This window comes from Agrococcus carbonis, from assembly GCF_900104705.1.
GTDB classification, from domain to species: Bacteria; Actinomycetota; Actinomycetes; order Actinomycetales; family Microbacteriaceae; genus Agrococcus; species Agrococcus carbonis.
Window position 1 is genome coordinate 1,449,255 of the sequence record NZ_LT629734.1, and the last position, 20,358, is coordinate 1,469,612.

General features: G+C 75.0%; 25 protein-coding genes. 6 read left to right on the plus strand and 19 right to left on the minus strand.

What is annotated here, in order from left to right:
• Positions 1–193: 193 nt before the first annotated feature.
• On the minus strand, positions 194–928 hold the full coding sequence (locus tag BLT67_RS06985; protein WP_092666350.1) for an MBL fold metallo-hydrolase: 735 nt from the start codon (positions 926–928) through the stop codon (positions 194–196).
• A gap of 161 nt (positions 929–1,089) precedes the next feature.
• Here BLT67_RS06985 and rmuC point away from each other — a divergent pair, with 161 nt between their 5' ends.
• Both rmuC and BLT67_RS06995 read left to right on the plus strand, forming a co-directional pair.
• Positions 1,090–2,598, plus strand: coding sequence for a DNA recombination protein RmuC (gene rmuC / locus BLT67_RS06990; protein ID WP_092666351.1), 1,509 nt, complete (start codon positions 1,090–1,092; stop codon positions 2,596–2,598).
• Positions 2,599–2,602: 4 nt separating this feature from the next.
• A complete protein-coding gene (locus BLT67_RS06995) occupies positions 2,603–3,250 on the plus strand; it encodes an NUDIX hydrolase (protein WP_092666352.1) in 648 nt (215 codons plus the stop codon).
• A 136-nt stretch (positions 3,251–3,386) separates the two neighbouring features.
• On the opposite strand, the gene BLT67_RS07000 is transcribed toward BLT67_RS06995, so the two are convergent.
• Positions 3,387–4,313, minus strand: a complete 927-nt coding sequence (locus tag BLT67_RS07000) for an EamA family transporter (protein ID WP_157674258.1) — start codon at positions 4,311–4,313, stop codon at positions 3,387–3,389.
• A gap of 39 nt (positions 4,314–4,352) precedes the next feature.
• On the opposite strand from BLT67_RS07000, the gene BLT67_RS07005 reads away from it, so the two are divergent.
• Positions 4,353–4,844: a MarR family winged helix-turn-helix transcriptional regulator gene (locus BLT67_RS07005; protein ID WP_092666354.1), complete on the plus strand. Its 492-nt coding sequence runs from the start codon at positions 4,353–4,355 to the stop codon at positions 4,842–4,844.
• 78 nt (positions 4,845–4,922) lie between these two features.
• Here BLT67_RS07005 and BLT67_RS07010 read toward each other — a convergent pair whose 3' ends face one another.
• Genes BLT67_RS07010 through idi form a run of 13 tightly spaced genes read right to left on the minus strand, consistent with a single transcriptional unit; the run spans position 4,923 to position 15,688 of the window.
• Positions 4,923–5,513, minus strand: coding sequence for a hypothetical protein (locus BLT67_RS07010; protein WP_092666355.1), 591 nt, complete (start codon positions 5,511–5,513; stop codon positions 4,923–4,925).
• Positions 5,510–6,343: an endonuclease/exonuclease/phosphatase family protein gene (locus BLT67_RS07015; protein ID WP_092667569.1), complete on the minus strand. Its 834-nt coding sequence runs from the start codon at positions 6,341–6,343 to the stop codon at positions 5,510–5,512. The genes BLT67_RS07010 and BLT67_RS07015 overlap by 4 nt, the downstream gene beginning before the upstream one ends.
• A 5-nt stretch (positions 6,344–6,348) precedes the next feature.
• Positions 6,349–7,134 carry a glycosyltransferase gene (locus BLT67_RS07020; protein ID WP_092666356.1) on the minus strand — a complete coding sequence of 262 codons (786 nt, stop codon included), beginning with the start codon at positions 7,132–7,134 and terminating at the stop codon, positions 6,349–6,351.
• A complete protein-coding gene (locus BLT67_RS07025; protein WP_092666357.1) occupies positions 7,131–8,000 on the minus strand; it encodes a TspO/MBR family protein in 870 nt (289 codons plus the stop codon). The genes BLT67_RS07020 and BLT67_RS07025 overlap by 4 nt, the downstream gene beginning before the upstream one ends.
• The gene (locus tag BLT67_RS07030) at positions 7,997–8,470 is read right to left on the minus strand and encodes a pyrimidine dimer DNA glycosylase/endonuclease V (RefSeq protein ID WP_092666358.1); all 474 of its coding nucleotides are present in this window, start codon (positions 8,468–8,470) and stop codon (positions 7,997–7,999) included. Before BLT67_RS07030 ends, BLT67_RS07025 begins: the two co-directional genes overlap by 4 nt.
• Positions 8,467–10,086, minus strand: coding sequence for an SDR family oxidoreductase (locus BLT67_RS07035; protein ID WP_092666359.1), 1,620 nt, complete (start codon positions 10,084–10,086; stop codon positions 8,467–8,469). The genes BLT67_RS07030 and BLT67_RS07035 overlap by 4 nt, the downstream gene beginning before the upstream one ends.
• Positions 10,083–10,985, minus strand: a complete 903-nt coding sequence (locus BLT67_RS07040) for a prenyltransferase (protein WP_172801993.1) — start codon at positions 10,983–10,985, stop codon at positions 10,083–10,085. The genes BLT67_RS07035 and BLT67_RS07040 overlap by 4 nt, the downstream gene beginning before the upstream one ends.
• Positions 10,978–11,298, minus strand: a complete 321-nt coding sequence (locus tag BLT67_RS07045; RefSeq protein ID WP_092666360.1) for a lycopene cyclase domain-containing protein — start codon at positions 11,296–11,298, stop codon at positions 10,978–10,980. Before BLT67_RS07045 ends, BLT67_RS07040 begins: the two co-directional genes overlap by 8 nt.
• The gene (locus BLT67_RS07050; protein ID WP_092666361.1) at positions 11,295–11,627 is read right to left on the minus strand and encodes a lycopene cyclase domain-containing protein; all 333 of its coding nucleotides are present in this window, start codon (positions 11,625–11,627) and stop codon (positions 11,295–11,297) included. The genes BLT67_RS07045 and BLT67_RS07050 overlap by 4 nt, the downstream gene beginning before the upstream one ends.
• On the minus strand, positions 11,624–13,210 hold the full coding sequence (gene crtI / locus BLT67_RS07055) for a phytoene desaturase family protein (RefSeq protein WP_092666362.1): 1,587 nt from the start codon (positions 13,208–13,210) through the stop codon (positions 11,624–11,626). Before crtI ends, BLT67_RS07050 begins: the two co-directional genes overlap by 4 nt.
• Positions 13,207–14,127, minus strand: coding sequence for a phytoene/squalene synthase family protein (locus tag BLT67_RS07060; RefSeq protein ID WP_231945434.1), 921 nt, complete (start codon positions 14,125–14,127; stop codon positions 13,207–13,209). The genes crtI and BLT67_RS07060 overlap by 4 nt, the downstream gene beginning before the upstream one ends.
• The gene (locus BLT67_RS07065) at positions 14,124–15,143 is read right to left on the minus strand and encodes a polyprenyl synthetase family protein (RefSeq protein WP_157674260.1); all 1,020 of its coding nucleotides are present in this window, start codon (positions 15,141–15,143) and stop codon (positions 14,124–14,126) included. Before BLT67_RS07065 ends, BLT67_RS07060 begins: the two co-directional genes overlap by 4 nt.
• Positions 15,140–15,688: an isopentenyl-diphosphate Delta-isomerase gene (idi, locus tag BLT67_RS07070; protein WP_092666365.1), complete on the minus strand. Its 549-nt coding sequence runs from the start codon at positions 15,686–15,688 to the stop codon at positions 15,140–15,142. The genes BLT67_RS07065 and idi overlap by 4 nt, the downstream gene beginning before the upstream one ends.
• A 72-nt stretch (positions 15,689–15,760) precedes the next feature.
• On the opposite strand from idi, the gene BLT67_RS07075 reads away from it, so the two are divergent.
• Positions 15,761–16,342, plus strand: coding sequence for a MarR family winged helix-turn-helix transcriptional regulator (locus tag BLT67_RS07075; RefSeq protein WP_269456958.1), 582 nt, complete (start codon positions 15,761–15,763; stop codon positions 16,340–16,342).
• On the opposite strand, the gene BLT67_RS07080 is transcribed toward BLT67_RS07075, so the two are convergent.
• Positions 16,339–17,787, minus strand: coding sequence for an ATP-dependent DNA helicase (locus tag BLT67_RS07080; protein WP_092666367.1), 1,449 nt, complete (start codon positions 17,785–17,787; stop codon positions 16,339–16,341). The two genes, BLT67_RS07075 and BLT67_RS07080, sit on opposite strands and share 4 nt — an antisense overlap.
• Before the next feature lie 203 nt (positions 17,788–17,990).
• Between BLT67_RS07080 and BLT67_RS07085 the strand changes: the two genes are divergently transcribed.
• Positions 17,991–18,794 carry a class II glutamine amidotransferase gene (locus BLT67_RS07085; protein ID WP_092666368.1) on the plus strand — a complete coding sequence of 268 codons (804 nt, stop codon included), beginning with the start codon at positions 17,991–17,993 and terminating at the stop codon, positions 18,792–18,794.
• Between the two features lie 21 nt (positions 18,795–18,815).
• Here BLT67_RS07085 and BLT67_RS07090 read toward each other — a convergent pair whose 3' ends face one another.
• Genes BLT67_RS07090 through BLT67_RS07100 form a run of 3 tightly spaced genes read right to left on the minus strand, consistent with a single transcriptional unit; the run spans position 18,816 to position 19,749 of the window.
• Entirely contained in the window at positions 18,816–19,034 is a 219-nt protein-coding gene (locus tag BLT67_RS07090; RefSeq protein ID WP_092666369.1) for a DUF3618 domain-containing protein, read from the minus strand.
• Positions 19,031–19,471 carry a phage holin family protein gene (locus BLT67_RS07095; protein ID WP_092666370.1) on the minus strand — a complete coding sequence of 147 codons (441 nt, stop codon included), beginning with the start codon at positions 19,469–19,471 and terminating at the stop codon, positions 19,031–19,033. Before BLT67_RS07095 ends, BLT67_RS07090 begins: the two co-directional genes overlap by 4 nt.
• On the minus strand, positions 19,471–19,749 hold the full coding sequence (locus BLT67_RS07100; RefSeq protein ID WP_092666371.1) for a hypothetical protein: 279 nt from the start codon (positions 19,747–19,749) through the stop codon (positions 19,471–19,473). Before BLT67_RS07100 ends, BLT67_RS07095 begins: the two co-directional genes overlap by 1 nt.
• Before the next feature lie 262 nt (positions 19,750–20,011).
• On the opposite strand from BLT67_RS07100, the gene BLT67_RS07105 reads away from it, so the two are divergent.
• Positions 20,012–20,347, plus strand: a complete 336-nt coding sequence (locus tag BLT67_RS07105; RefSeq protein WP_092666372.1) for an ArsR/SmtB family transcription factor — start codon at positions 20,012–20,014, stop codon at positions 20,345–20,347.
• Positions 20,348–20,358 lie beyond the last annotated feature (11 nt).

Here is a 20,358-nt window from a genome sequence, read left to right on the forward strand (position 1 = left end):
CGGTCGGCGTACCGTGCGCACCTGGCGCCGACGGGTGCCGTTCCGCCCGACCGGTGCTGGCTCGCCCGCACCGGTCAGGCGCGACCGCACCGCTCGGCGCGGGCGACGGCCACGCGGCGGATCCGGAGCGCGACGAGGAGCGGCCCACGCCGCTCGCGGTCGGCGACTCGCGGGCGGCGCCGCTCGCGGCCGGCTACCGGTCGGCGGCGGCGAGGTAGGCGAGCTGTGCCGCCATCGACGCCTCCGCGGCCTGCCGGATGCTGCCGTCGACGTCTGCGTAGACGACGTCGGTGACCGCGGCGACCGACGCATCCGCCGCCGTCGTGCCGAGCTCGGCGAGTGCGGCCCGCACCTCGTCGAGCCGCTCGTGGCGGTGCGCGCGGTAGTCGCGGGCGGCGCGCGCGATCGAGGGCAGCGGCTCGCCGTGGCCCGGCAGCACCTCGAGGTCGCCGAGGGCCTCGAGCTTGTCGAGCGAGGCGAGGAACGCGCCGACCGAGCCGTCGGGGTGCATGATCACGGTCGAGCCGCGGCCGAGCACGGTGTCGCCCGTGAGCACCGCGCGACCGGGCACCACGATCGAGATCGAGTCGGAGGTGTGGCCGGGGGTCGCGAGGATCTGCAGCTCGACGTCCCCCACCGGGATCCACTCCCCGTCGACGAGCGGCGCGCCGCGGTAGCACTCGTCGGGATCGAGCGCGCGCAGCTCGGCGCCGACCGAGCGCGCGAGCTCGGCCGCCGCCTCGGTGTGGTCCGGGTGGTGGTGCGTGACGAGCACGAGCCGCGGCGCGAGCGCGACGAGGCGCTCGATGTGCTGCACGTCGGCGGGCCCGGGGTCGACGACGATCTCGCCGCCGAGCACGTAGGTGTTCGTGCCGTCGAGGGTCATGGGTCCGGGGTTGGGCGCGAGGATGCGCTGGATCTCGACCATGCCCCGACCCTACGGGGCGCCGGGGGCGAGTCGGTGGGCGGATGCTGGGTGCCGGGGATGCCGTGGGTCCCGCGGAGGCGCTCTCCGGCAGGGCGCGCCGGCCCGGCCGCACTCGGGCGCGGCGGCCCGGCGATGTCACCGGCCTCTGGTGCCATGGGGGCATGGAACCGCTGCTCATGATCGTCGCCCTCGTCGCCGTGCTCGCCGCCGGCGCCGCGGGGGCGTGGCTCGGCGCACGCGCCGGGCGTGCGCGGGCGCTCGCCGACCACGCCCGCGCCGCCGGCGAGCTGCAGGCCGCGCGCGCGCAGCTCGCCTCGCTCACCGCCGAGCGTGACCGCGAGCGCGACATCGCCGAGCGGCGGCACACGGCGCAGCTCGACGAGGTGCGCGCCGACGCCCAGCGGCGCATCGCCGAGGAGCGCGAGCGCGGCCGCGAGGCGATCGCCGAGCTGCAGGCCGACGCGCAGCGCCGCGCCGACGAGTTCGCGAAGCTCTCGTCGGCGGCGCTCGAGCGCAACTCGGCGGTCTTCCTCGAGCAGGCCGAGGAGCGGCTGCGCCGCTCGCAGACCGAGGGCGCGGCCGAGCTCGCGAAGCGCGAGGCAGCCGTCAAGCAGCTCATCGAGCCGCTCTCGAAGACGCTCGAGGGCGTGCGGAGCGAGGTGACCGCCGCCGAGAAGGCGCGCGCCGAGGCGAACGCCGCGCTCGCCGAGCAGCTGCAGGCGATGCGCTCGTCCTCCGAGCAGCTCACGGTCGAGACCCGGCAGCTCGTCACGGCGCTCCGCGCGCCGCAGGTGCGCGGCCGCTGGGGCGAGCTGCAGCTGCGCCGCGTGGTCGAGGCGGCCGGCATGCTCGAGCACGTCGACTTCACCGAGCAAGCGCACCACGCGACCGACGACGGCGCGCTGCGGCCCGACCTGCTCGTGCACCTCGCGGGCGACAAGCAGGTCGTCGTCGACGCGAAGGTCGCCTTCTCGGGCTACCTCGAGGCGATGGAGGCGCGCGACGACGCGACGCGCGACAAGCGGCTCGACGCGCACGCGCGCCACCTGCGCGACCACATCGACCAACTCGGCTCGAAGGCCTACTGGGAGGCCGTGCCCGGGAGCCCCGAGTTCGTCGTGATGTTCGTGCCCGCCGAGCCGTTCCTCAACGCCGCGCTCGAGCGCGACCCGACGCTCTTCGAGCGCGCCTTCGAGCGCAACGTCGTGCTCGCGACCCCTGCCACGCTCGTCGCGCTGCTGCGCACCGTCGCCTACACGTGGCGGCAGGAGCAGCTCGCGGGCGAGGCGATGCAGGTGCTCGAGGTCGGGCGCGAGCTGCACAAGCGGCTCGGCACGATGGGCAGCCACCTCACGAAGCTCGGCAGCAGCCTCAACCGCACCGTCGAGGCGTACAACGCCTTCAACGCCTCCCTCGACCGGAACGTCGTGACGCAGGCGCGGCGGTTCTCGAGCCTGCAGGGCCTCGAGCCCGCGCTCGAGCGCACGCCGCCGCTCGAGGTGCTCGCGGTGCCCGCGCAGAAGCCCGACGTGCACGCCACCGGGTCCGAGTCGGGAGTCGAGCTCGAGGTCGAGGTCGAGCCTGCCTCCGGCACGACGCACGCCGACGCCGCGATCGAGGCGCTCGCGGGCGAGGCTGCCGGGGATGGGCGGCGCTCGGCGATAGCGTGAGCCCGTGACCGAGATCCGCACCGCCGCGACCCTCGTGCTGCTGCGCGACGGGGCCGGCGCCATCGAGGTGCTGCTGCTGCAGCGCCCCGACCGCGGCGCGTTCGGGGGCGGTTGGGTCTTCCCCGGCGGCAAGGTCGAGCCGGTCGACGAGGTCGGCGGCGACCCGCAGCTCGCCGCCCGCAATGCCGCGGTGCGCGAGACCGCCGAGGAGACCGGCCTGATCGTGGCGCCCGAGTCGCTCGAGCCCCTGTCGCACTGGTCGCCGCCGCCCCAGCTCGAGGCGCGCTTCCACACGTGGTTCTTCGTCGCCCAGGCGGTCGACGGCGAGGTCGTGCCGCAGCCGAGCGAAGTGGTCGCGCACGAGTGGATGCGGCCGGCGGATGCGCTCAAGCGCCACGGCGCGGGCGGCCTCCGGCTGTTCCCGCCCACGTGGGTGACGCTCGACACGCTCATGGCGTATCCGACGGTCGATGCGGCGCTGCGCGGCATCCGCGACCACGAGCCGCGCCGCTACGAGACCCGGCAGGACGCGGCGCGCGGGCTCGCGCTGTGGCACGGCGACGAGGCCTACGACGGCGGCGCCGACACCGAGGAGGGCCCGCGCCACCGCCTGCACGTCGGCTCGCTCCCCTGGCGGTTCGAGCACCGTTGAGGCCGGAGGACGCAATGCGACGCAGTCGCGTTGCGTCCGGAGGCCTCAAGGTCGAGGAGCGCGCGCCGAAGGCGCACGCGTCACGAGACCTCGTGCCCGGCCGCGATGCGACGCAGTCGCGTTGCGTCCGGAGGCCTCAAGGTCGAGGAGCGCGCGCCGAAGGCGCACGCGTCACGAGACCTCGTGCCCGGCTCGGCGTCCCCTGCCGCGCCGTCGTCTGGCCGAGCGCGATGCCCGCCAGCACGACCGCGATGCCGAGCCATTGCCACGCCGTCAGCAGCTCCGCCCCCAGCAGCACGCCGAGCAGCACGCCCGTCACCGGGTTCAGCAGGCCCAGCAGCCCCACCTGGCCGGCCGTCAGGTGCCGCAGCGCCCCGAACCAGCAGACGAACGCGAGCGTCGTCGGGATCGCCGCGATGTAGGCGTAGCCGAGCAGCGCCGTCGGCGGGACGGCGCCGGGCACGCCCTCGATCGCGAGCGCGAGCGGCACGAGCAGCAGGCCGCCCGCGGTGAGCTGCCACGACGACGAGGCGATCGCGTCGACCTCGCCGCTCCAGCGCTTCGCGAGCACCGAGCCGAGCGCGTACATCGCCATCGCGGTGACCGAGGGGGCGACGCCCCACCCGTCGACCGCGCCGACCGACGCCGCCATGAGCAGCACGACCCCCACGAGCCCCATGGCCGCGCCCAGCAGCCGCCGCGCGGTCGGCCGCTCGGCGACGAGCGCCCAGGCGATGAGCATCATCGCGATGGGCGAGAGGCTCATGAGCATCGCGGCGATCGAGGTGGGCAGCAGCTTCGCGGCGAGGTAGACGAGCACGAAGAAGGCTCCGCAGTTGAGCACGCCGAGCACGGCGGAGCGCCACCACCACGCGCCGCGCGGCAGGCGGCGGCGCAGCACGAGCAGCAGCAGCCCGGCAGGCAGCGCGCGCAGGGCGGCGGCGGTGAACGGCTCCTCCGCCGGGATCCAGTGCAGCGTCACGAAGTAGACCGAGCCCCACGAGATCGGCGCCAGCGCGCCCAGCAGCACCCAGCGCATCCGCCCCGCCTGATTCGTTTCCACGGAAACCACTCTAGTTTCCGTCTCAACTAGACTGCAAGCATGGAGCCCGATGCCGTCGCCGCGATCATCGAGCAGTGGCGCGCCGAGCGGCCCGAGCTCGACCCCTCGCCCATCGGGGTCGTGGGGCGGCTCAGCCGCGTCTCGCGCCACGTGACCGCCGACCTCGTCGCGCTGTACCGCGGCTTCGGGTTGAGCGAGGGCGAGTTCGACATCCTCGCGACCCTGCGGCGCACCGGCGCCCCGTTCGCGCTCTCGCCCTCCGCGCTGCGCGAGGCGACGATGGTCACGCAGGGCGCGGTCTCGAAGCGGCTCGACTCGCTCGAGGCGAAGGGACTCGTCGCCCGCGAAGCCTCCGCCGACGACGGCCGCGGCCGCGTCGTGCGGCTGACGGATGCGGGGCGCGGCCTGATCGACGAGGCGTTCGTCGCGCACCTCGAGAACGAGCGCCGCATCCTCGCCCCCCTGCCCGAGGCCGACCGCGCGGCGCTCGAGCGGATCCTCGCCGCGTGGGCGCGCCACTACGAGGGCTGACCCCGCGCGGCCCGACCTGCGAGGCCTGACCCTGCGAGGCCTGACGCCGAGAGGCCTCGCCCCGGCCCGCGGCGAGCCTCAGGCAGGCTCCTCCACCGGGTCCCGCAGCAGCCGCACGCGACCCAGCAGCAGTCCCGCGACCGCCGCGCCGAGCCCGCCGACGACCATGTCGCCGATCGTGTCCTCGTAGGTGACGAAGATCGCGTCCGAGACGAAGCGCCAGCCTGCCCACTCGATGACCTCCCACACGACGCTGAGCGCGAGCCCGAGCGCCGTCGTGAGCACGAGCGCGCCCGCGGTCGAGAACCCCGCCGCCCCGCGCGCCGGGACGATGCCCACGTGCGCGAGCGCGAGGTACGCCCACGCGGCGAGCACCGCGGTGCACGCGAAGTGCACGAGCAGATCCCACCCGACGACCGTGCGGTAGAGGTCCAGCACGTTGCTCCACGCCGCGACGAGCACGACGAGGCCCGAGACGAGATCGGCCGAGCCGCGCACCCCGAGGAACCGCGGCACGACGAGCGCGGGCAGCGCGAGCGCCGCGATCCCGGCGTCGGTCGGCTGCCACCACACCCACGCGACGAGCACGCCGACGAGCCCGAGCACCCGCACCGCGTCGGCGAGCAGCTCGGTCGCACCGTGCGGCCGCCGCAGGAAGTGCGCCTTCACGACTCGGCTCCGGCCGCGGCGGCCGAGGCGTCGACGGGCTCGGGCAGTCGCACGGCCGCGTGCACGGGCAGGTGATCGGAGGCGCGGGCATCGCCGTCGATCCCGATGCGCAGCACCTCGACGTCGGGCGTCGTCGCGATCCAGTCGATGCGCCGGCCGTCGGAGCGCGGCCGGCGGTAGCCGGCGTACGTGCCCCATTCGGGCGTGACGCGCACGGCCGCGCGCTCCCACGCATCCGTGAGCACGCCGCCGGCGAGGAGCGCCCGCGCCATGGGCGAGCCGGGGCGCGCGTTGAGATCGCCGAGCACGAGCGCCGGCAGCCCGTGCAGCGCGACCCGGTCGCGGACCGCGTGGGCCGAGCGGACGCGGGATGCGGAGGAGAAGACGTCGAAGTGGGTGCTGATCGCGAGGAAGCGCACGCCGGTCTCGCGATCGCGCAGCGTCGCCTCGACGGCGGCGCGAGGGATGCGGTTGCCCCACGACATGGAGCCGGGGTCGTCGGGGCGATCGGAGAGCGCGCGCTGCGACCACCCGACGAGCTCGAGCCGGTCGCTGTCGAAGAAGATCGGGCAGCCCTCGCCGCGGCCGTCGCGACCGCGGCCGACGCCGACGCGGCGGTAGCGGGCGCCGAGCGCGGCGCCGACCGCCTCCGCCTGGTCGGGCATGGCCTCCTGCACGGCGAGCAGCGTCGGCCGCTCGCGGCGCAGCGCGACCTGCAACAGCGGCAGCCTCGACCGCCAGCGGTCGGCGGGCCGCAGCGGCGCGCGCATGCGGCGCCGCACGTTCCACGTCGCCACGTGCAGCGCGGGCGCGGCGACCGGGCCGAGCATCCCCGTCACGTCGCGGCCGGTGCCTCGCGGGCGGTGCCCCGCACGGCGTCGCGGCGGCGCTCGGCGAGCCGGCGCCAGCGCCACGGCGGGAAGCTGTCGGGCCAGTGCACGAGCACCGTGCGCATGCCGCGGGCCATGCGCCGGCGGAAGCCGCTCGCGCTCGTGAACGGCCGCATCGACATGCCCATCGCGGTGCGCGGCACGTAGCGGATGCGGTGCCGCTCGCCGAAGTGGAAGGCGAGGTCGAAGTCGTCGTGCAGCTCGGCATCCTCGCGGTGCACGATGCCGCGGATCTCCTCCCACGCCTCCCGCCGGAAGGCGAGGTTGGAGCCGAACAGCGGCAGGTGCCCGAGCGCCGAGACGCCCGCCGCGGCGTACGTGCCGAGGTAGAGCGCGGCAAGGGGCGCCCGCAGCGCCCACGGTCCGTCGACGAAGCGCGCGCCGCCCGTGAGCACCGCGACGTCGGGGCGCTCGGCGAAGGCGCGCTCCATCGTCTCGACCCATCCGGCGCCCGGCCGGCAGTCGGCGTCGAGCCGCAGGATCAGGTCGCCGCTCGCGAGGTCGTAGCCGTGCGCGGCCGCGGCGGGGATGCCGGTCTCGTCGCAGCGCTCGACGCGCGCGCCGCCCGCGAGCGCGACCGCCGCCGAGTCGTCGGCGGAGGCGTTGTCGACGACGAGCACCTCGTCGGGTGCGCGGCGCTGCGCCGCGAGCGCCGCGAGGCACCCGCGCAGCTGCTCGGCGTCGTCCTTGACGGGCACGACGACCGAGATGCGGGGCCGGACGGGTCTCACGCGCCTCCCTCGAGAGGGCGGTGGATCCCGCGCGGCGCCCGCAGCCGCGCCATGACGGTGACCGCGCCGATCACGACGCACACCGCGGCGGCGGCGAAGCCCACCGCATCCGACGCCGGCTGGTCCGTCAGGCGCCCGACGCCGATCCAGGAGAGCCCCCACAGCATCGCGAGCGCGGGCGACACACGTCCCCGGCCCCGCAGCGCGATCGCGATGCCGACGAGCGCGACGACGGCCAGGACGAGCACCGCGGGCAGCTCGAACGGGTCGGGACGGACGCCCGCGTCGGCGAGCCACGCGGCGATGTTCGCGACCGTCGCGACCGACACCCAGCCGAGGTAGAGGCCGAAGGTGCCGTCGACGACGACCGCCTCGAGCCACGAGCCCGGGCGCGAGCGCCGGAGCTGCTCGAAGATCGCGAGCAGCACCGCGAGCAGCAGCACGATCACCACGACCGTGAGCGGCAGCAGCCCCGCTTGCGCGCACAGGATCCACGCCGCGTTCAGCACGAGGGATGCGACCGCGAGCCAGCCGATGCGGCGCTGGCGCTCGTCGTGCCGCTGCCGCGGCAGCACCTGCCACACGGCGTAGACGGCGAGGCCGAGGTAGATGACCGACCAGATCGAGAACGCAGGGGTCGCGGGCGCGAGCGGGGTCGCGTCGGCCGAGAGCGCGCCGCTCGACGACGCCTGCACCTCCTGCCCGCCGAACAGGCCCGAGCCGAGCGCCGCCATCGCGAGCGTCGCGGGCAGCGCGATGAGCACGGCCCACGGGCGGATGCGCTCGGCCGTGCTCCGGGGGGCTGCGGCGCGGGCGCCGCCGGTGTCGCGGCGAGCGGGGTCGCGGCGGTCGGTGTCGGTGCTCATGATCGTGCTCCATCCTGCGGGGCGGACCTGGACGGGGGATCGACGCGCTCCCAGGGCTCGACCGGCCCCGGCTCGACGATGAAGAGCGGGTGCGGCACGGGGTCGCGCGGCAGCGGCAGGTCGGGGCTGCGGCCGGCGAGCTTGGCGTGCAGGTGGGCGAGCTCGAGGGCGAGCTGGCCGTCGGTGACGCGGATGCGTCGCACGGGCTCGGTGCCCTCGGTGCGGGAGCGGTCGATGCGCGCGCGGTCGAAGCGATAGCCGCGCGCCTCGGCGGCCGCCGCGACCGTCTCGAGGTAGGCGCCGATCGCGGCGATCGGGTCGGGCTGCGCGCGGAAGCGGTCGAGCTGCGGATGGCGGGTGTAGCCGCGGGTGCGGCCCGCGAGCACGGCTTGCGCGAGCAGCCCCTCGCGCCAGCACGCGGTGAGGCCCTGCCGGTCGAGCAGCGCCGGGTGCAGCGACCACAGCCTCATCGGCCGCGCTCCTCCCGCCCGGGGGCGGCCGGCTCGGCGTCGGCCGGCTCAGCGCCGGTCGGCTCGGCGCCGGTCGGCTCGGCGGCGGCCGGCTCAGCGGCGACTGCCCGTGCCTCGCCCGCCTCGCGATCGAGCGAGGTCGCGGACTCGGCCTCCTCGGCGGCGGCGACGATGCGGCTCGCCATCGCCTCGAAGATCACGCCGTGCGCGGGCACGAGCGACCACCAGTAGAGCCGGCCCGTCAGGCCGCTCGGCAGGAAGATCGCGCGCTGCCGGTAGCGGGTGCCGTCGGTGTCGCCATCCGGGTGGGGGTCGACGCGGAACTCGATCCACGCGCGCCCCGGCACCTTCATCTCGGCGCGCAGCCGCAGCATCCGCCCCCGCTCGAGCCGCTCGACGCGCCACCAGTCGACGACGTCGCCCTCGCGCAGCCGCACGGGGTCGCGCCGGCCGCGGCGCAGGCCCACGCCGCCGACGAGCCGGTCGGCGAGGCCGCGCAGGCTCCACAGCAGCGGCACCGAGTACCAGCCGCGGTCGCCGCCGATCCCCTCGACGACGCTCCAGACCGCCGCGGGCGACGCATCCGTCACGCGCTCGCGCGCATCCTCGAGCACCGTCGCGCCCGACCAGCGAGGATCGCTCGGCAGCGGCTCGGCGGGCGCGCCCTCGGCCGAGGCCGAGCGCCAGCTCGACTCGATGTCGCCCGAGCGCTCGCGCGCGAGCGCGAGCCGCACGGCGCTCCGGTAGCCCTGCAGGCCGTCGGCCGGCGGCGGGATGATCGCGTCGATGCGTCGCTCCTCGACGACGCAGTCGTGCAGCAGCGAGCCGATGAGCGGCATCGCGATCGCGCGCGGCACGGGCGTGACGAGGTTGACCCACTGCGAGGCGAGCCAGGGCGTCAGCACCGGCAGCGGCGCGATGGGCCGCTGCGGCAGGCCCGCCTCGAGCGCGTAGCCGTTCATGACCTGGCCGTAGCGCAGCACGTCGGGGCCGCCGATGTCGTAGGCGCCGTGCACCTCGGGCGGCAGGTCGGCCGCCGCGACGAGGTAGTGCAGCACGTCGCGCACGGCGATCGGCTGCACGAAGTTCCGCACCCAGCGGGGCGCCGGCATGTAGGGCAGCACCTCGGTGAGGTGCCGGATCATCTCGAACGACGCCGAGCCCGAGCCGATCACGATGCCCGCCTCGAGCACGATCGTCGGTACGCCGGAGGCGAGCAGCGCCTCGCCCACCGCGACGCGCGAGGCGAGGTGCTTCGAGAGCCGCTCGCCCTCGGGGTGCAGGCCCGAGAGGTAGACGATGCGGCCGACGCCGGCGGCCTTCGCGGCCTCGGCGACGTGCTGCGCCTGCGCGAGCTCGGCCGCGGCGAAGTCGCCCCCCGCCGCCATCGCGTGCACGAGGTGGTAGACGACGTCGACGCCCTCGACGGCGCGGCGCACGTCGTCGGGCGACGTGAGATCGCCCTGCACGACCTCGACCGCATCCGCCCACGGCACGTCGCGCAGCCGGCCCGCGTCGCGCGCGAGCACCCGCACCTCGTGGCCGGCCTCGACGAGCCGCGGGGCGAGCCGCCCGCCGATGTAGCCCGTCGCGCCCGTCACGAGGATGCGGCTCATCGCACCCCCATCGCCCACGCGATGCACACCATCGTCACGGCGAACCCGCACGCGTAGTTGACCCAGAGGAACTTCCGCCAGCCGCGGTTGGCGGCGGCGCTGCCGAGGTCGGTGACGCTCCAGAAGGGCGCGGCGAGCACGATGTACGGCACCGCGACGGCCGCGGCGAGCAGCGCCGGCCACGGGGCGAGCAGCATGAGCAGGCCCGCGAGCGCCCACAGGCCGATCGCGAGCCGCACCGTCGCGCGCGCGCCGAGCGCGGTGGCGATCGAGCCGATCGCCGCCTCCCGGTCGGGCACGACATCCTGCACCGCGCCGAACGCGTGGCTCGCCATGCCCCAGGCGAAGAACGCGGCGAGCACGGCGACGAGCTGCCAGCTCCACTCGGCGCCCGCGAGCACGAGACCGTACACCGCAGGGCTCACGAAGTGGGTGCTCGAGGTGATCGAGTCGAGGAAGGGCACCTCCTTCCACCGCAGCCCGGGCGCCGAGTACGCGACGACCGCGAAGAGGCTCACCGCGAGCACGGCCCACGACAGCGGCCCGCCCATCGCGACGAGCGCCACGACGAACGGCAGCGCGAGCGCCGCCGACCACACGAGGGTCGCCCGGTGCGTCTCGGGCGGCAGCAGCGCCCCCTCGACGCCGCCCTTGCGCGGGTTGGTGGCATCGGATGCGTAGTCGAAGACGTCGTTGATCCCGTACATCGCGAGGTTGTACGGGATGAGGAAGAACAGCGTGCCGACCACGAGCGGCGCGTCGATGCGGCCGGTCGTGAGCAGCATCGCCGCCGCGAACGGGAAGGCGGTGTTGATCCAGCTCACCGGGCGCGACGCGAGCAGCAGGCGGCGGGCGAGCGAGCCCGACCGCACCGGTCCGCTCCAGGCGACCTCAGCCATCCGCCGCCTCCCGCGCGGCAGGGCGCCGGGCGGGCACGAGCCGCCAGAGCGCGGCGACCACGAGCACGGCGACGAGCGCGTACCCGAGATCCTCGATCGGCGCGAGGCCGAGGCGCACGCCGAGCAGCCCGGCCTCGTCGAAGCGGAAGAGGTCGGCGGCGATCATGAGGGAGTCGAACGCGACGGTGAGCGCGAGCACCGCGGCGGCCGCGAGGCCGACGGCCGCCCACGCTCGGCGATCGCGGCGCAGCGCCACGCCCGCCGCGACGGCCGCGGCGAGCAGCACCGGGGCGAGGAGCAGGGCGTAGCTCATGCGCGCTGCCGCTCCCTGCGGGCCGCGAGCACCCGCGCGGCGCCGGTGATCGCCACGAGCGACACGTAGGCGAGGAAGACGATGAACGCGAGCTCCTCGATCGGCAGGTGCGGCAGCACCTCGATGCCCGTCATCCACGCCGAGGCCCCGAGGATGAAGTTGCCGGTCGCGATGCCCGCGAGGTCGATGAGCAGCAGCACCGCGGCGGTGCCGAGCACCGCGATGACGGCGCGCCGGGCGTCGTGGAACAGCGCGAGCCGCCAGCGCGCGTCGATCGCGCCGACACCGAGCGCCGACACGAGGATCGCCCCGAGGTACGCGAGGCTCACGGCCGGCTCCGGGCGCGCTCGGCCGCGGCGAGCGGGCCGGTCGAGCGGTCGCCGCGCACGTGCTTGAGCACGAGCTCGGCCGAGATGAGGCACATCGGCACGCCGATGCCGGGCACGGTCGTCGAGCCGGCGAGCAGCAGCCGGTCGACGTTCGCGTGGCGGGTCGAGCCGCGCAGCATCGCGCTCTGCCGCAGCGTGTGGGCGGGCCCGAGGGCGGTGCCGCGCCACGCGTCGAAGTCGGCGGCGAAGTCGGCGGGGCCGATCGTGCGGCGCGTCACGACGCGCTCGGCGAGCCCCTCGATGCCCGCCCACGCGCCGATCTGCGCGATCGCGCGGTCGGCGATCGCCTCGACCGCCGCATCGCCCGCGCCGTCGACGCCGCCGCTGCCGAGCCGCACGTCCGGCGGCACGGGCACGAGCACGAAGAGCGCCTCGTCGCCCGCGGGCGCGACCGAGGGGTCGGTGGCGGATGCGCGGCTCACGTAGAGCGAGGCGGGGTCGGTGACGCCGTCGGCGGGGTCGGCCGCGGGCGCGCCGAAGATGCGGTCGAAGCCCGCTTGCCAGTCGCGCGTGAACAGCAGGGTGTGGTGGTCGAGCTGCGGCAGCGCACCGCGCACGCCGAGCATGACGAGCACGGCGGAGGGGCCGGCGACCTTGCGCCGCCAGCGGCGGGCGCGCGCCGCGGCGCCCGGCACGCCCGCGAGCAGCTTCGTGTCGGTCGCGTGGCCGTCGGCGGCGGAGACGACGAGGTCGGCGGCCAGCACCTCGCCCGGCCCGCCGTCGGCGCTCGCGAGCTCGACGCCGCGCGCGACGCCGCCCTCGACGACGATCCGGCGCACGCGGGCGCCCGTGCGCACCTCGGCGCCGGCCTGCCGCGTGAGCCGCGCGAGCGCATCCACGACCGCGGCGAAGCCGCCCATCGGGTACCAGACGCCCTCGACGAGGTCGAAGTGGCTCATCAGGTGGTACATCGAGGGGGCGGTGCGGGGCTCGGTGCCGAGGAAGACCGCCGGGTAGCCGAGCACCTGCCGGAGCCGCCGGTCGGCGAAGTCGCGGCGGATGCGCGACTCGAGCGACTCGATGAGCAGCCGCGCGAGCGTCGGGAACCGGCGGCCGAGGCCGAGGCCCGCGAACGCGCGCACGGAGTCGAAGCGGTTGGAGAGCAGGCCGCCGGTCGCGAGCTCGGCCGTCTCGGTCGCCGAGCCGAGGTAGCGCCGTAGCCGCTCGCCCGCACCCGGCTCGATCGCGTCGACGCGCGCGAGGGTCGTCTCGACGTCGCCCGAGAGCACGAGCGGCTCGGGCTCGCCCTCGAAGAGCACCCGGTAGGCGGGGTCGAGCCGCACGACGTCGAGCTCCGCCTCGAGGCTCGAGCCGAGCAGCGCGAACGCGTGCTCGTACGGCTCGCGCATGAGCATCCACGAGGGGCCGGTGTCGAACGAGAACCCCTCCGAGCGCCACACGCCCGCGCGGCCGCCGAGCTCGTCGCGCTGCTCGACGAGCGTCACCTCGTGGCCGTCGCGCGCGAGGAGCCCGGCGCTCGCGAGGCCCGCGATGCCGCCACCGATCACGACGATGCGGCTCATCGGGCGAGCTCCGAGCGTGCGGGACGGGTCGCGGGACGCGGCGCGCGGGCGCGCACGATGCTCGCGCGCGTCGCGGCGGCGGCGACGATGAGCGCCTTCTCGGCCGGCGGCACGCTGATGCGGCGCCGGGGCAGCTCGTCGGCAGGGGTCGCGCGGATGCGGCGCGCGAGCGAGGCGAAGAGGTCGTGCGCGGCGATGACGGCCGGCCTCGCCTCGGCGGGCAGGCTCGGGATCGTCGCGCGCGCGATGCGCAGCTCGCCCTCGAGCCGGTCGAGCACGCGCCCGACGGCCTCGGGGGTCGGATGCGCGGGGTCGACACCCGGCAGGTACGCCCGGCCGAGGCCGTCGGCGTCCGCACCGAGGTCGCGCAGGAAGTTGACGACCTGGAAGGCGCTGCCGAGCGCTCGGGCGCCGCGGGCGACGCGCCGCGCCTCGGCGTCGGGCAGCGTCCGGCCGGCGAAGAAGCAGCGCACGCACATGATGCCGACGACCTCGGCCGAGCCGTAGACGTAGTCGCGCAGCTCGTCCTCGCTCTGGAAGGCGACGGGCTCGAGGTCGCGGCGCATGGCGGCGAAGAACGGCGTCGTCTGGTCGGCGGTGATGCCGACGCGGCGGGCGGTCTCGGCGAAGGCGTGCACGACGAGGTCGGTGCTGAAGCCGCACGCGAGCGCGCGCTGCACCTCGGCCTCGAGCGCGTCGAGCCGCTCGCGGCACTCCGCGGTGCCGAGGCCCGCCTCGGCACCGGGCCCGTCGACGATCTCGTCGGCCACCCGCACGAGCGCGTAGACGCTCTGGATGTCGCCGCGCATCCCCGGCGGCAGCAGCCGGCTCGCCATCCCGAACGACGTCGAGTAGGCCTCGATGACCGTGGCGCTCGCCCGGCGGGCGGCGGCCGTGTAGAGCGCGAGGCCGGTCATCGCGCGCGCTCCACGCATCGCTCGAGGAGCCCCGCGAGCTCGTCGCGGAGCGCCTGCTCGACCGGCAGCCGCGCGATCGACGTCCGCAGCGCATCCGCCCCCGACGCGATGCGCCGCTCGACCTCGTCGAGCGCGCCCGAGGCGCGCATGAGGTGCCGGATGCGCGAGCCCGCGCCCGCGTCGGCGGCGGGGTCGCCGTAGTCGCCGCCGACCCGCTGCCACGCCGGATCGCGCGAGGCGAGCGTCGCGAGCAGCGTGGGGGCGCCGGCGCGGATGTCGCTCAGCGCGCTCTTGCCCGTGACGGCCTCGTCGCCGAAGATGCCGAGCACGTCGTCGCGCAGCTGGTAGAGCACGCCCATGCGCAGCCCGACGTCGGCGAGCGCCGCGACCGCCTCGGCCGGACGGCCGGCGATGACGGCGCCGAGCTCGAGCGGCGCCCGGAAGGAGTACTCGGCCGTCTTGCGCTCGAGCAGCAGCTCGATCTGCTCCTCGTGGGGCGAGCCGCCCGCGAGCACGACGTCGTCGTGCTCGCCCTCGGCGGCGCGCACCATGGCGCGCTCGACGATCGTGAGCACGCGGCGGCGGGGCTCGTCGTCGAGGTCGAGCCGCGCGAGCTCGGCGACGCCGCGCACGAGCAGCACGTCGCCCGAGACGATCGCGGTCGCGAGCCCGATGCGCGCCGCCCGCCCGGCCGAGGAGCCGGTGCTGCGCGCGCCGCGCGCCGCCCAGCTGGCGACGGTCGGCTCGCCGCGCCGCTCGTCGTCGTGGTCGATGACGTCGTCGTGCACGAGCAGCGCGGCGTGGATGAGCTCGATCGCCGCGCTCGCGCGCACGACGAGGTCGCGCGGGGCGTCCTCGCCCGCCGCGGCGATGAGCAGCCGCGGCCGCAGCAGCTTGCCCCCGACGCACGCGCGCTGGGCGGCCTCGTGCACGGTGTGCGCGTCGGCGGCATCGAGCAGCTCGGAGATGCGCCGCTCGACCTCGGCGAGCGCGCTCGGGGCCTCGACCGCGGTCACGAGGCACCCGCCAGCACCGGCAGCTGCTCGGCCTGCAGCACGAGCCAGGGGCTGAACGCCCACGGCGTCGCGCGGATGGCGGTCAGCAGGCGCTCGGGCTCGACCCACTGCCACTCGGCGACCTCGGCGGGGCTCGGATCGAGCGGGCCGTCGAGGCGGCCGACGAAGACGGGGCAGCGCTCGTGCTCGACGATGCCGCTCGCGTCGACCGCGCGGTAGGAGAAGCCGGGCAGCACGAGCTCAAGGTCGCGCACGCCGGCGCCGAGCTCGTGGCCCACGCGGCGCCGCACGGCGTCCTCGAGCGCCTCGCCCGGCGCGGGATGGCCGCAGCACGCGTTCGTCCAGACCCCGGGCCACGCGACCTTGCCGAGCGCGCGGCGCGTGACGAGCATGCGCCCAGCATCGTCGAGGAGGTAGCACGAGAATGCGAGGTGCAGGGGTGTGGATGCGGTGTGCACCTCGGACTTGCGGGCGGTGCCGGAGGGCTGGCCGTGCTCGTCGAGGAGCACGACCAGCTCTTCGTCGACCTCTTCGGTGCGCTGCATGCCGCGAGCATAGCAACAATGCGCTAATAGTTACCCCAGCAAACTATAAGCCTTTTCGCTATGCTGTCCCCCGTGGCTGATGAGCGGAAGACGCACGACGAGCGCGGCATGCTCGACCCGCGGCGGCTCGACCCCACCGTCGCGATGGTGCGCGAGCTCGGTCTCGCCGATGACGACGTCGAGGAGATCATCGACCTCTTCGAGGCGCTGCGGCGCTGGCACCAGATGTCGGAGGCCCACAGCGAGGCGAGCCGCAAGTTCATGAAGCTCGGCGAGAACGACATGCGGGCGATCCGCTTCCTCATGGTCGCGCGCCGCGAGAACCGCATCGTCACCTCGACGATGCTCGCCGAGCACCTCGGCATCACGGGGCCCTCGGTCACGAAGCTGCTCGACCGCCTCGAGCACGGCGGCCACATCCGCCGCCAGCCGCACCCGACGGACCGCCGGGCGCTCTCGATCGTCGTGACCGACGAGACCCGCGCGTCGGCGAGCGCGACCGTGGGCCGCGACCACGCCCGACGCTTCGAGATCGCCGCGCGCATGACGGGCGAGGAGCGCCGTGCGACGACGCGCTTCCTCCGCGCCATGGCCGACCTGCCCGTGCTCGACCACGCGCAGGCGCTCACGCCGGCCGAGCCGACCGCGGGCTAGAAGGGCGTCGGTCCGTCGGGGGCGAACGCGACCTCGGCGCGGTCGCGGGCATCCGCATCCGCCGCCGTCTCGGCGGGCGCGTTCGACGGTCGCTCGTCGGCAGGCCCGCCCGATGCCCCTGACGGGCCCCGACCCGTGTCTCGCGGGGGCCCGAACGCGCCTTCGCCCTGCGCCTGGGCGCGAGTGCGCACGTCGTGGATGAAGCGGCGCACCCGCTGGTCGACGATGATGTCGCGCGGCTGCAGCGGGCGCGTGAGGTAGAGCCCCTCGAGCGACGTGAGTCGCGAGAGCGCGACGTAGGTCTGCCCCGGGGCGAACGCGCGCGAGCCGAGGTCGACGACCGCGCGCTCGAACGTCTTGCCCTGCGACTTGTGGATCGTCACCGCCCACGCGAGCCGCAGCGGGAACTGCGTGAACTCGGCCACGACATCCCGCTTGATCTCCTTCGTCGTCGGCGAGTAGGCGTAGCGGTACTGCTCCCAGACGGCCGGCTCGACCTCGTGCTGCTCGCCGTCGACCTCGACCCACACGGTGCCGCCGATGTCGACGACCTTGCCGAGCGAGCCGTTGACCCAGCGACCCTCCGAGTCGTTGCGCAGGAACATCACCTGCGCGCCGAGCTTGAGCTGCAGCTCGGCGTCGGCCGGGTACTGCCGCCCGCCGAAGTCGCCAGAGATCTCGGCGACCGCCGTCTTCGAGCGCCCGGCGAGCCGCGCGAGCTCGCGGCTGTTGATGCGCGTGACGGTGTCGTTGCGGGTCGCGAGGGTCAGCACGTCGTCGCCCGGCGGCGTGCGCGCGCCCGCGTCGTTGAGCAGCTGCGCGATCTCGGCCGTGACGGTGCCGTGCCGCACGGCGTTGAGGGCCTGCTTGAACTCGAGGTCGGCCTGCCGGTGGATGTGCACGAGCTCGACCACCTCGAGCTCGGCCTCGCGCCACACGCGCGCGTCGAAGAACCACATGGATGCGTAGTGGTCGGCGAAGTAGGCGCGCTCCTCGGCGTCGCCCGGCACGGGCGCGAGCTGGTACGGGTCGCCGAACATCACGACCTGCACGCCGCCGAACGGCACCGAGCGCACGCCGCGGGCCTGCCGCAGCGACCGGTCGATCGCATCCATGAGGTCGGCGTTGACCATCGAGATCTCGTCGATCACGAGCAGGTCGAGCTTGCCGAGCATGCGCTTGAGCTCGGCGCTCTGCCGCAGCGGCGCGTCGGCGATCACCCCGAGCGGCAGCTTCAGCAGCGAGTGGATCGTCTGCCCGCCCACGTTGAGCGCCGCGACCCCGGTCGGCGCGCACACGATGATCTGCCGGCTCGAGTGCTCGGTGAGGTGCCGCAGCAGCGTCGACTTCCCCGTGCCGGCGCGGCCGGTGATGAACAGGTGCTCGGCACCCCGCTCGATGCGCTCATGGATCGCCAGCTGCTCCGGCGTCAGCTCGATCCCCATCCCTCCATTCTCCCGCAGGCGCGAGGCGGGCGCGCGCGGCGCGCGCCGGGGTGTGCAGGGCCGGTCCGCGGGGCGGCGGTGCACCCGGATGCGCGGGCGCGGGACTGCGCAGCGGCCGGACGGTGTTACCCAATGTGACGACGCATCCGCCACCTCGGCCCCGGGCTTTGAGAGGATGGTCGCAACGGAGAGGGGGATCGATCATGTGCAGGCTGCTCGCGCACGTCTCCCCCACCCCTGCTACGACGCAGGATGTGATCGGCGACGCCTCGTGCGTCGAGTGGCAGCGGCTCGGCCGGCTCCACACCGACGGGTGGGGCACCGCGTGGCTCGACGGCGACCAGGTGCGGCGCTACCGCGACGCGACGCTCGGCCTCGACAACCCCGATCTCACCGACGCGCTCGTCGACACCCCGAGCCGCGCGCGGCTCACGCACCTGCGCCTCGCGACCGAGGGGCTCGCGACGCGCACCTCGAACACGCACCCGTTCCGGGTCGGCGACATCGTGCTCGCGCAGAACGGCTCGGTGACGCCGATCGAGCGGCTGCGGGCGAAGGTGACGGATGCGGAGCTCGCCCGGGTGGGCGGCGACACCGACACGGCGATGGTCTTCGCGCTCATCATGCGGCGGCACGAGGCGGGCGAACCGCTCTTCGACGCCGTCACCGCGACGGTCGCCGAGCTGCGCCGCGAGTTCCCGACCGCCGCGCTCAACCTGCTCGTGCTCTCGCCCCGCGAGCTCATCGCCACGCACGCCAACGAGGGCGCGCCCATCCCGCTCGAGCTCTTCGAGGAGTCGGGCCTCGGCGACGACCTGCCGGTCGACCACGTCGACCACTACTACCAGCTGTCGTGGCGGCGCTCCGAGGACGGCGCGATCGCCGTCACCTCGAGCGGCCTCACGGGCGACGGCTGGAACCGCATGGCGCCCGAGACGGCGGTGCGGATCGACCTCGACACGCTCGAGGTCTCGCGGCGCGAGCTGCGGCAGCCCGCCGTCGCATAGCCTGCGGCAGCGGGGCCCTCGTCAGCGTCGGCCGAAGACCGCGAGCGCGATGCCGCCGATGACGAGCACCGCCACGCCGGCCGCTGCCGCGATCCACGGCGTCGGGTCGTCGTTGTAGGAGTCCTGCGCGCGCCCGACCGCGCGGTTCGCGACCTTCTTGGGGTTGACGCGATCCTCGAGCTCGTTCAGGTGCTGCCGCAGCGCCTCGCGCTTGCGGTCGACGTCGCTCTGGTCGCTCATCGCTGCGCTCCGTTCATGTCGATGTCGTCGAGCGGGTCGGTGCCGTCAGCGGCGTGGCCGAGGCCGCGCACCATGTTCACGTCGTCCTTGATGCTGTCGACCGCTTCGAGGTTCGAGAAGTCCTTGCTGCGGTTGATCGAGCCGAGGCCGATGAGCACGAGCGCCGCCGTGATGATCAGCAGGAAGGCCGACACGAGCAGCGCCGACAGCCAGGGGGCGAACGCCTCGTTGAGGCCCTCGAAGGCGGCGACGAGCAGCCACCCGAGCAGGAAGAGGCCGAAGACGCCCGCGACGGCGAGCAGGGCACCGCCGACGCCGAGCCCCTTCGCCTTGCCCGCGATCTCGGCCTTGAGGCGCGCGATCTCGGCCTTGAAGAGGTCGACGATGAGGCCGGGGGTCTCGGCGATGAGGTCGCCGAGGGGCTTGCGCGGCGTCATCAGGCGCTCCCGCGCGATGCCGGGCCGGCGCTCCGGGGACCCTTGCGCTTCGTGACCTTGTCGATGGCGTCGCTCGCGGCATCCGTCGCCGACTCGACGAGCTTGGGCGCCTTGGTCTCGACGAAGTGCTGCACCTCGTGGCGCTGCTTCGTGACCGCGGGCGAGTTCCAGACCTTGTCTGCCGCGCTGGCGATCTGCTCGTAGCGCTGACGGCCGGCCTTCGCCCCGAGCACGTAGCCCGCGCCGAGTCCGACCACGAAGAGGATCCTGCCGCGCATGTTCGCTCCTGCCGTTGGGTTGCCAGCGATGCTGGCCGGGTCGTGCCCCACGATACCCACGGCCGCCCCCTCCATGCTCAGAGGTTGCCCAGGGTGCGGGCGGCCGCGGCCGCCCGCACCGGCGGTCGCTAGCAGCAGCCGTCGCCGCAGCACTCTCCGCGGACCTCGAGCTCGATGTCGCCGTCCATGGTGCACCTCCTCTCGTATCGATGTCGATCAATGTGTATCACATAGACGGCCATCGATGTGAGAGGATGTGCGCATGCGCACCACGGTCTGCTGCACGCCCGGAGAGCCCGCCCTCGAGCGCGAGGAGGCGGAGCGCATGGCGGCGCGCCTCAAGGCCGTCGCCGAGCCCAGCCGGCTGCGCATGCTCTCGATGCTCGCGGCAGCCGATGGCGAGATCTGCGTGTGCGACCTCGCCGACGCGATCGAGGTGAGCCAGCCCACCGCATCCCACCACGCCAAGGTGCTCGTGAGCGCCGGCCTCGTCGAGCGCGAGCAGCGCGGCAAGTGGGCCTTCTACCGCGTCGTGCCGGGCGCGCTCGACGAGCTGGGCGCGCTGCTGCGCGTGCCCGCGACCGCGGTCGTCGAGTAGGCACGCGACGG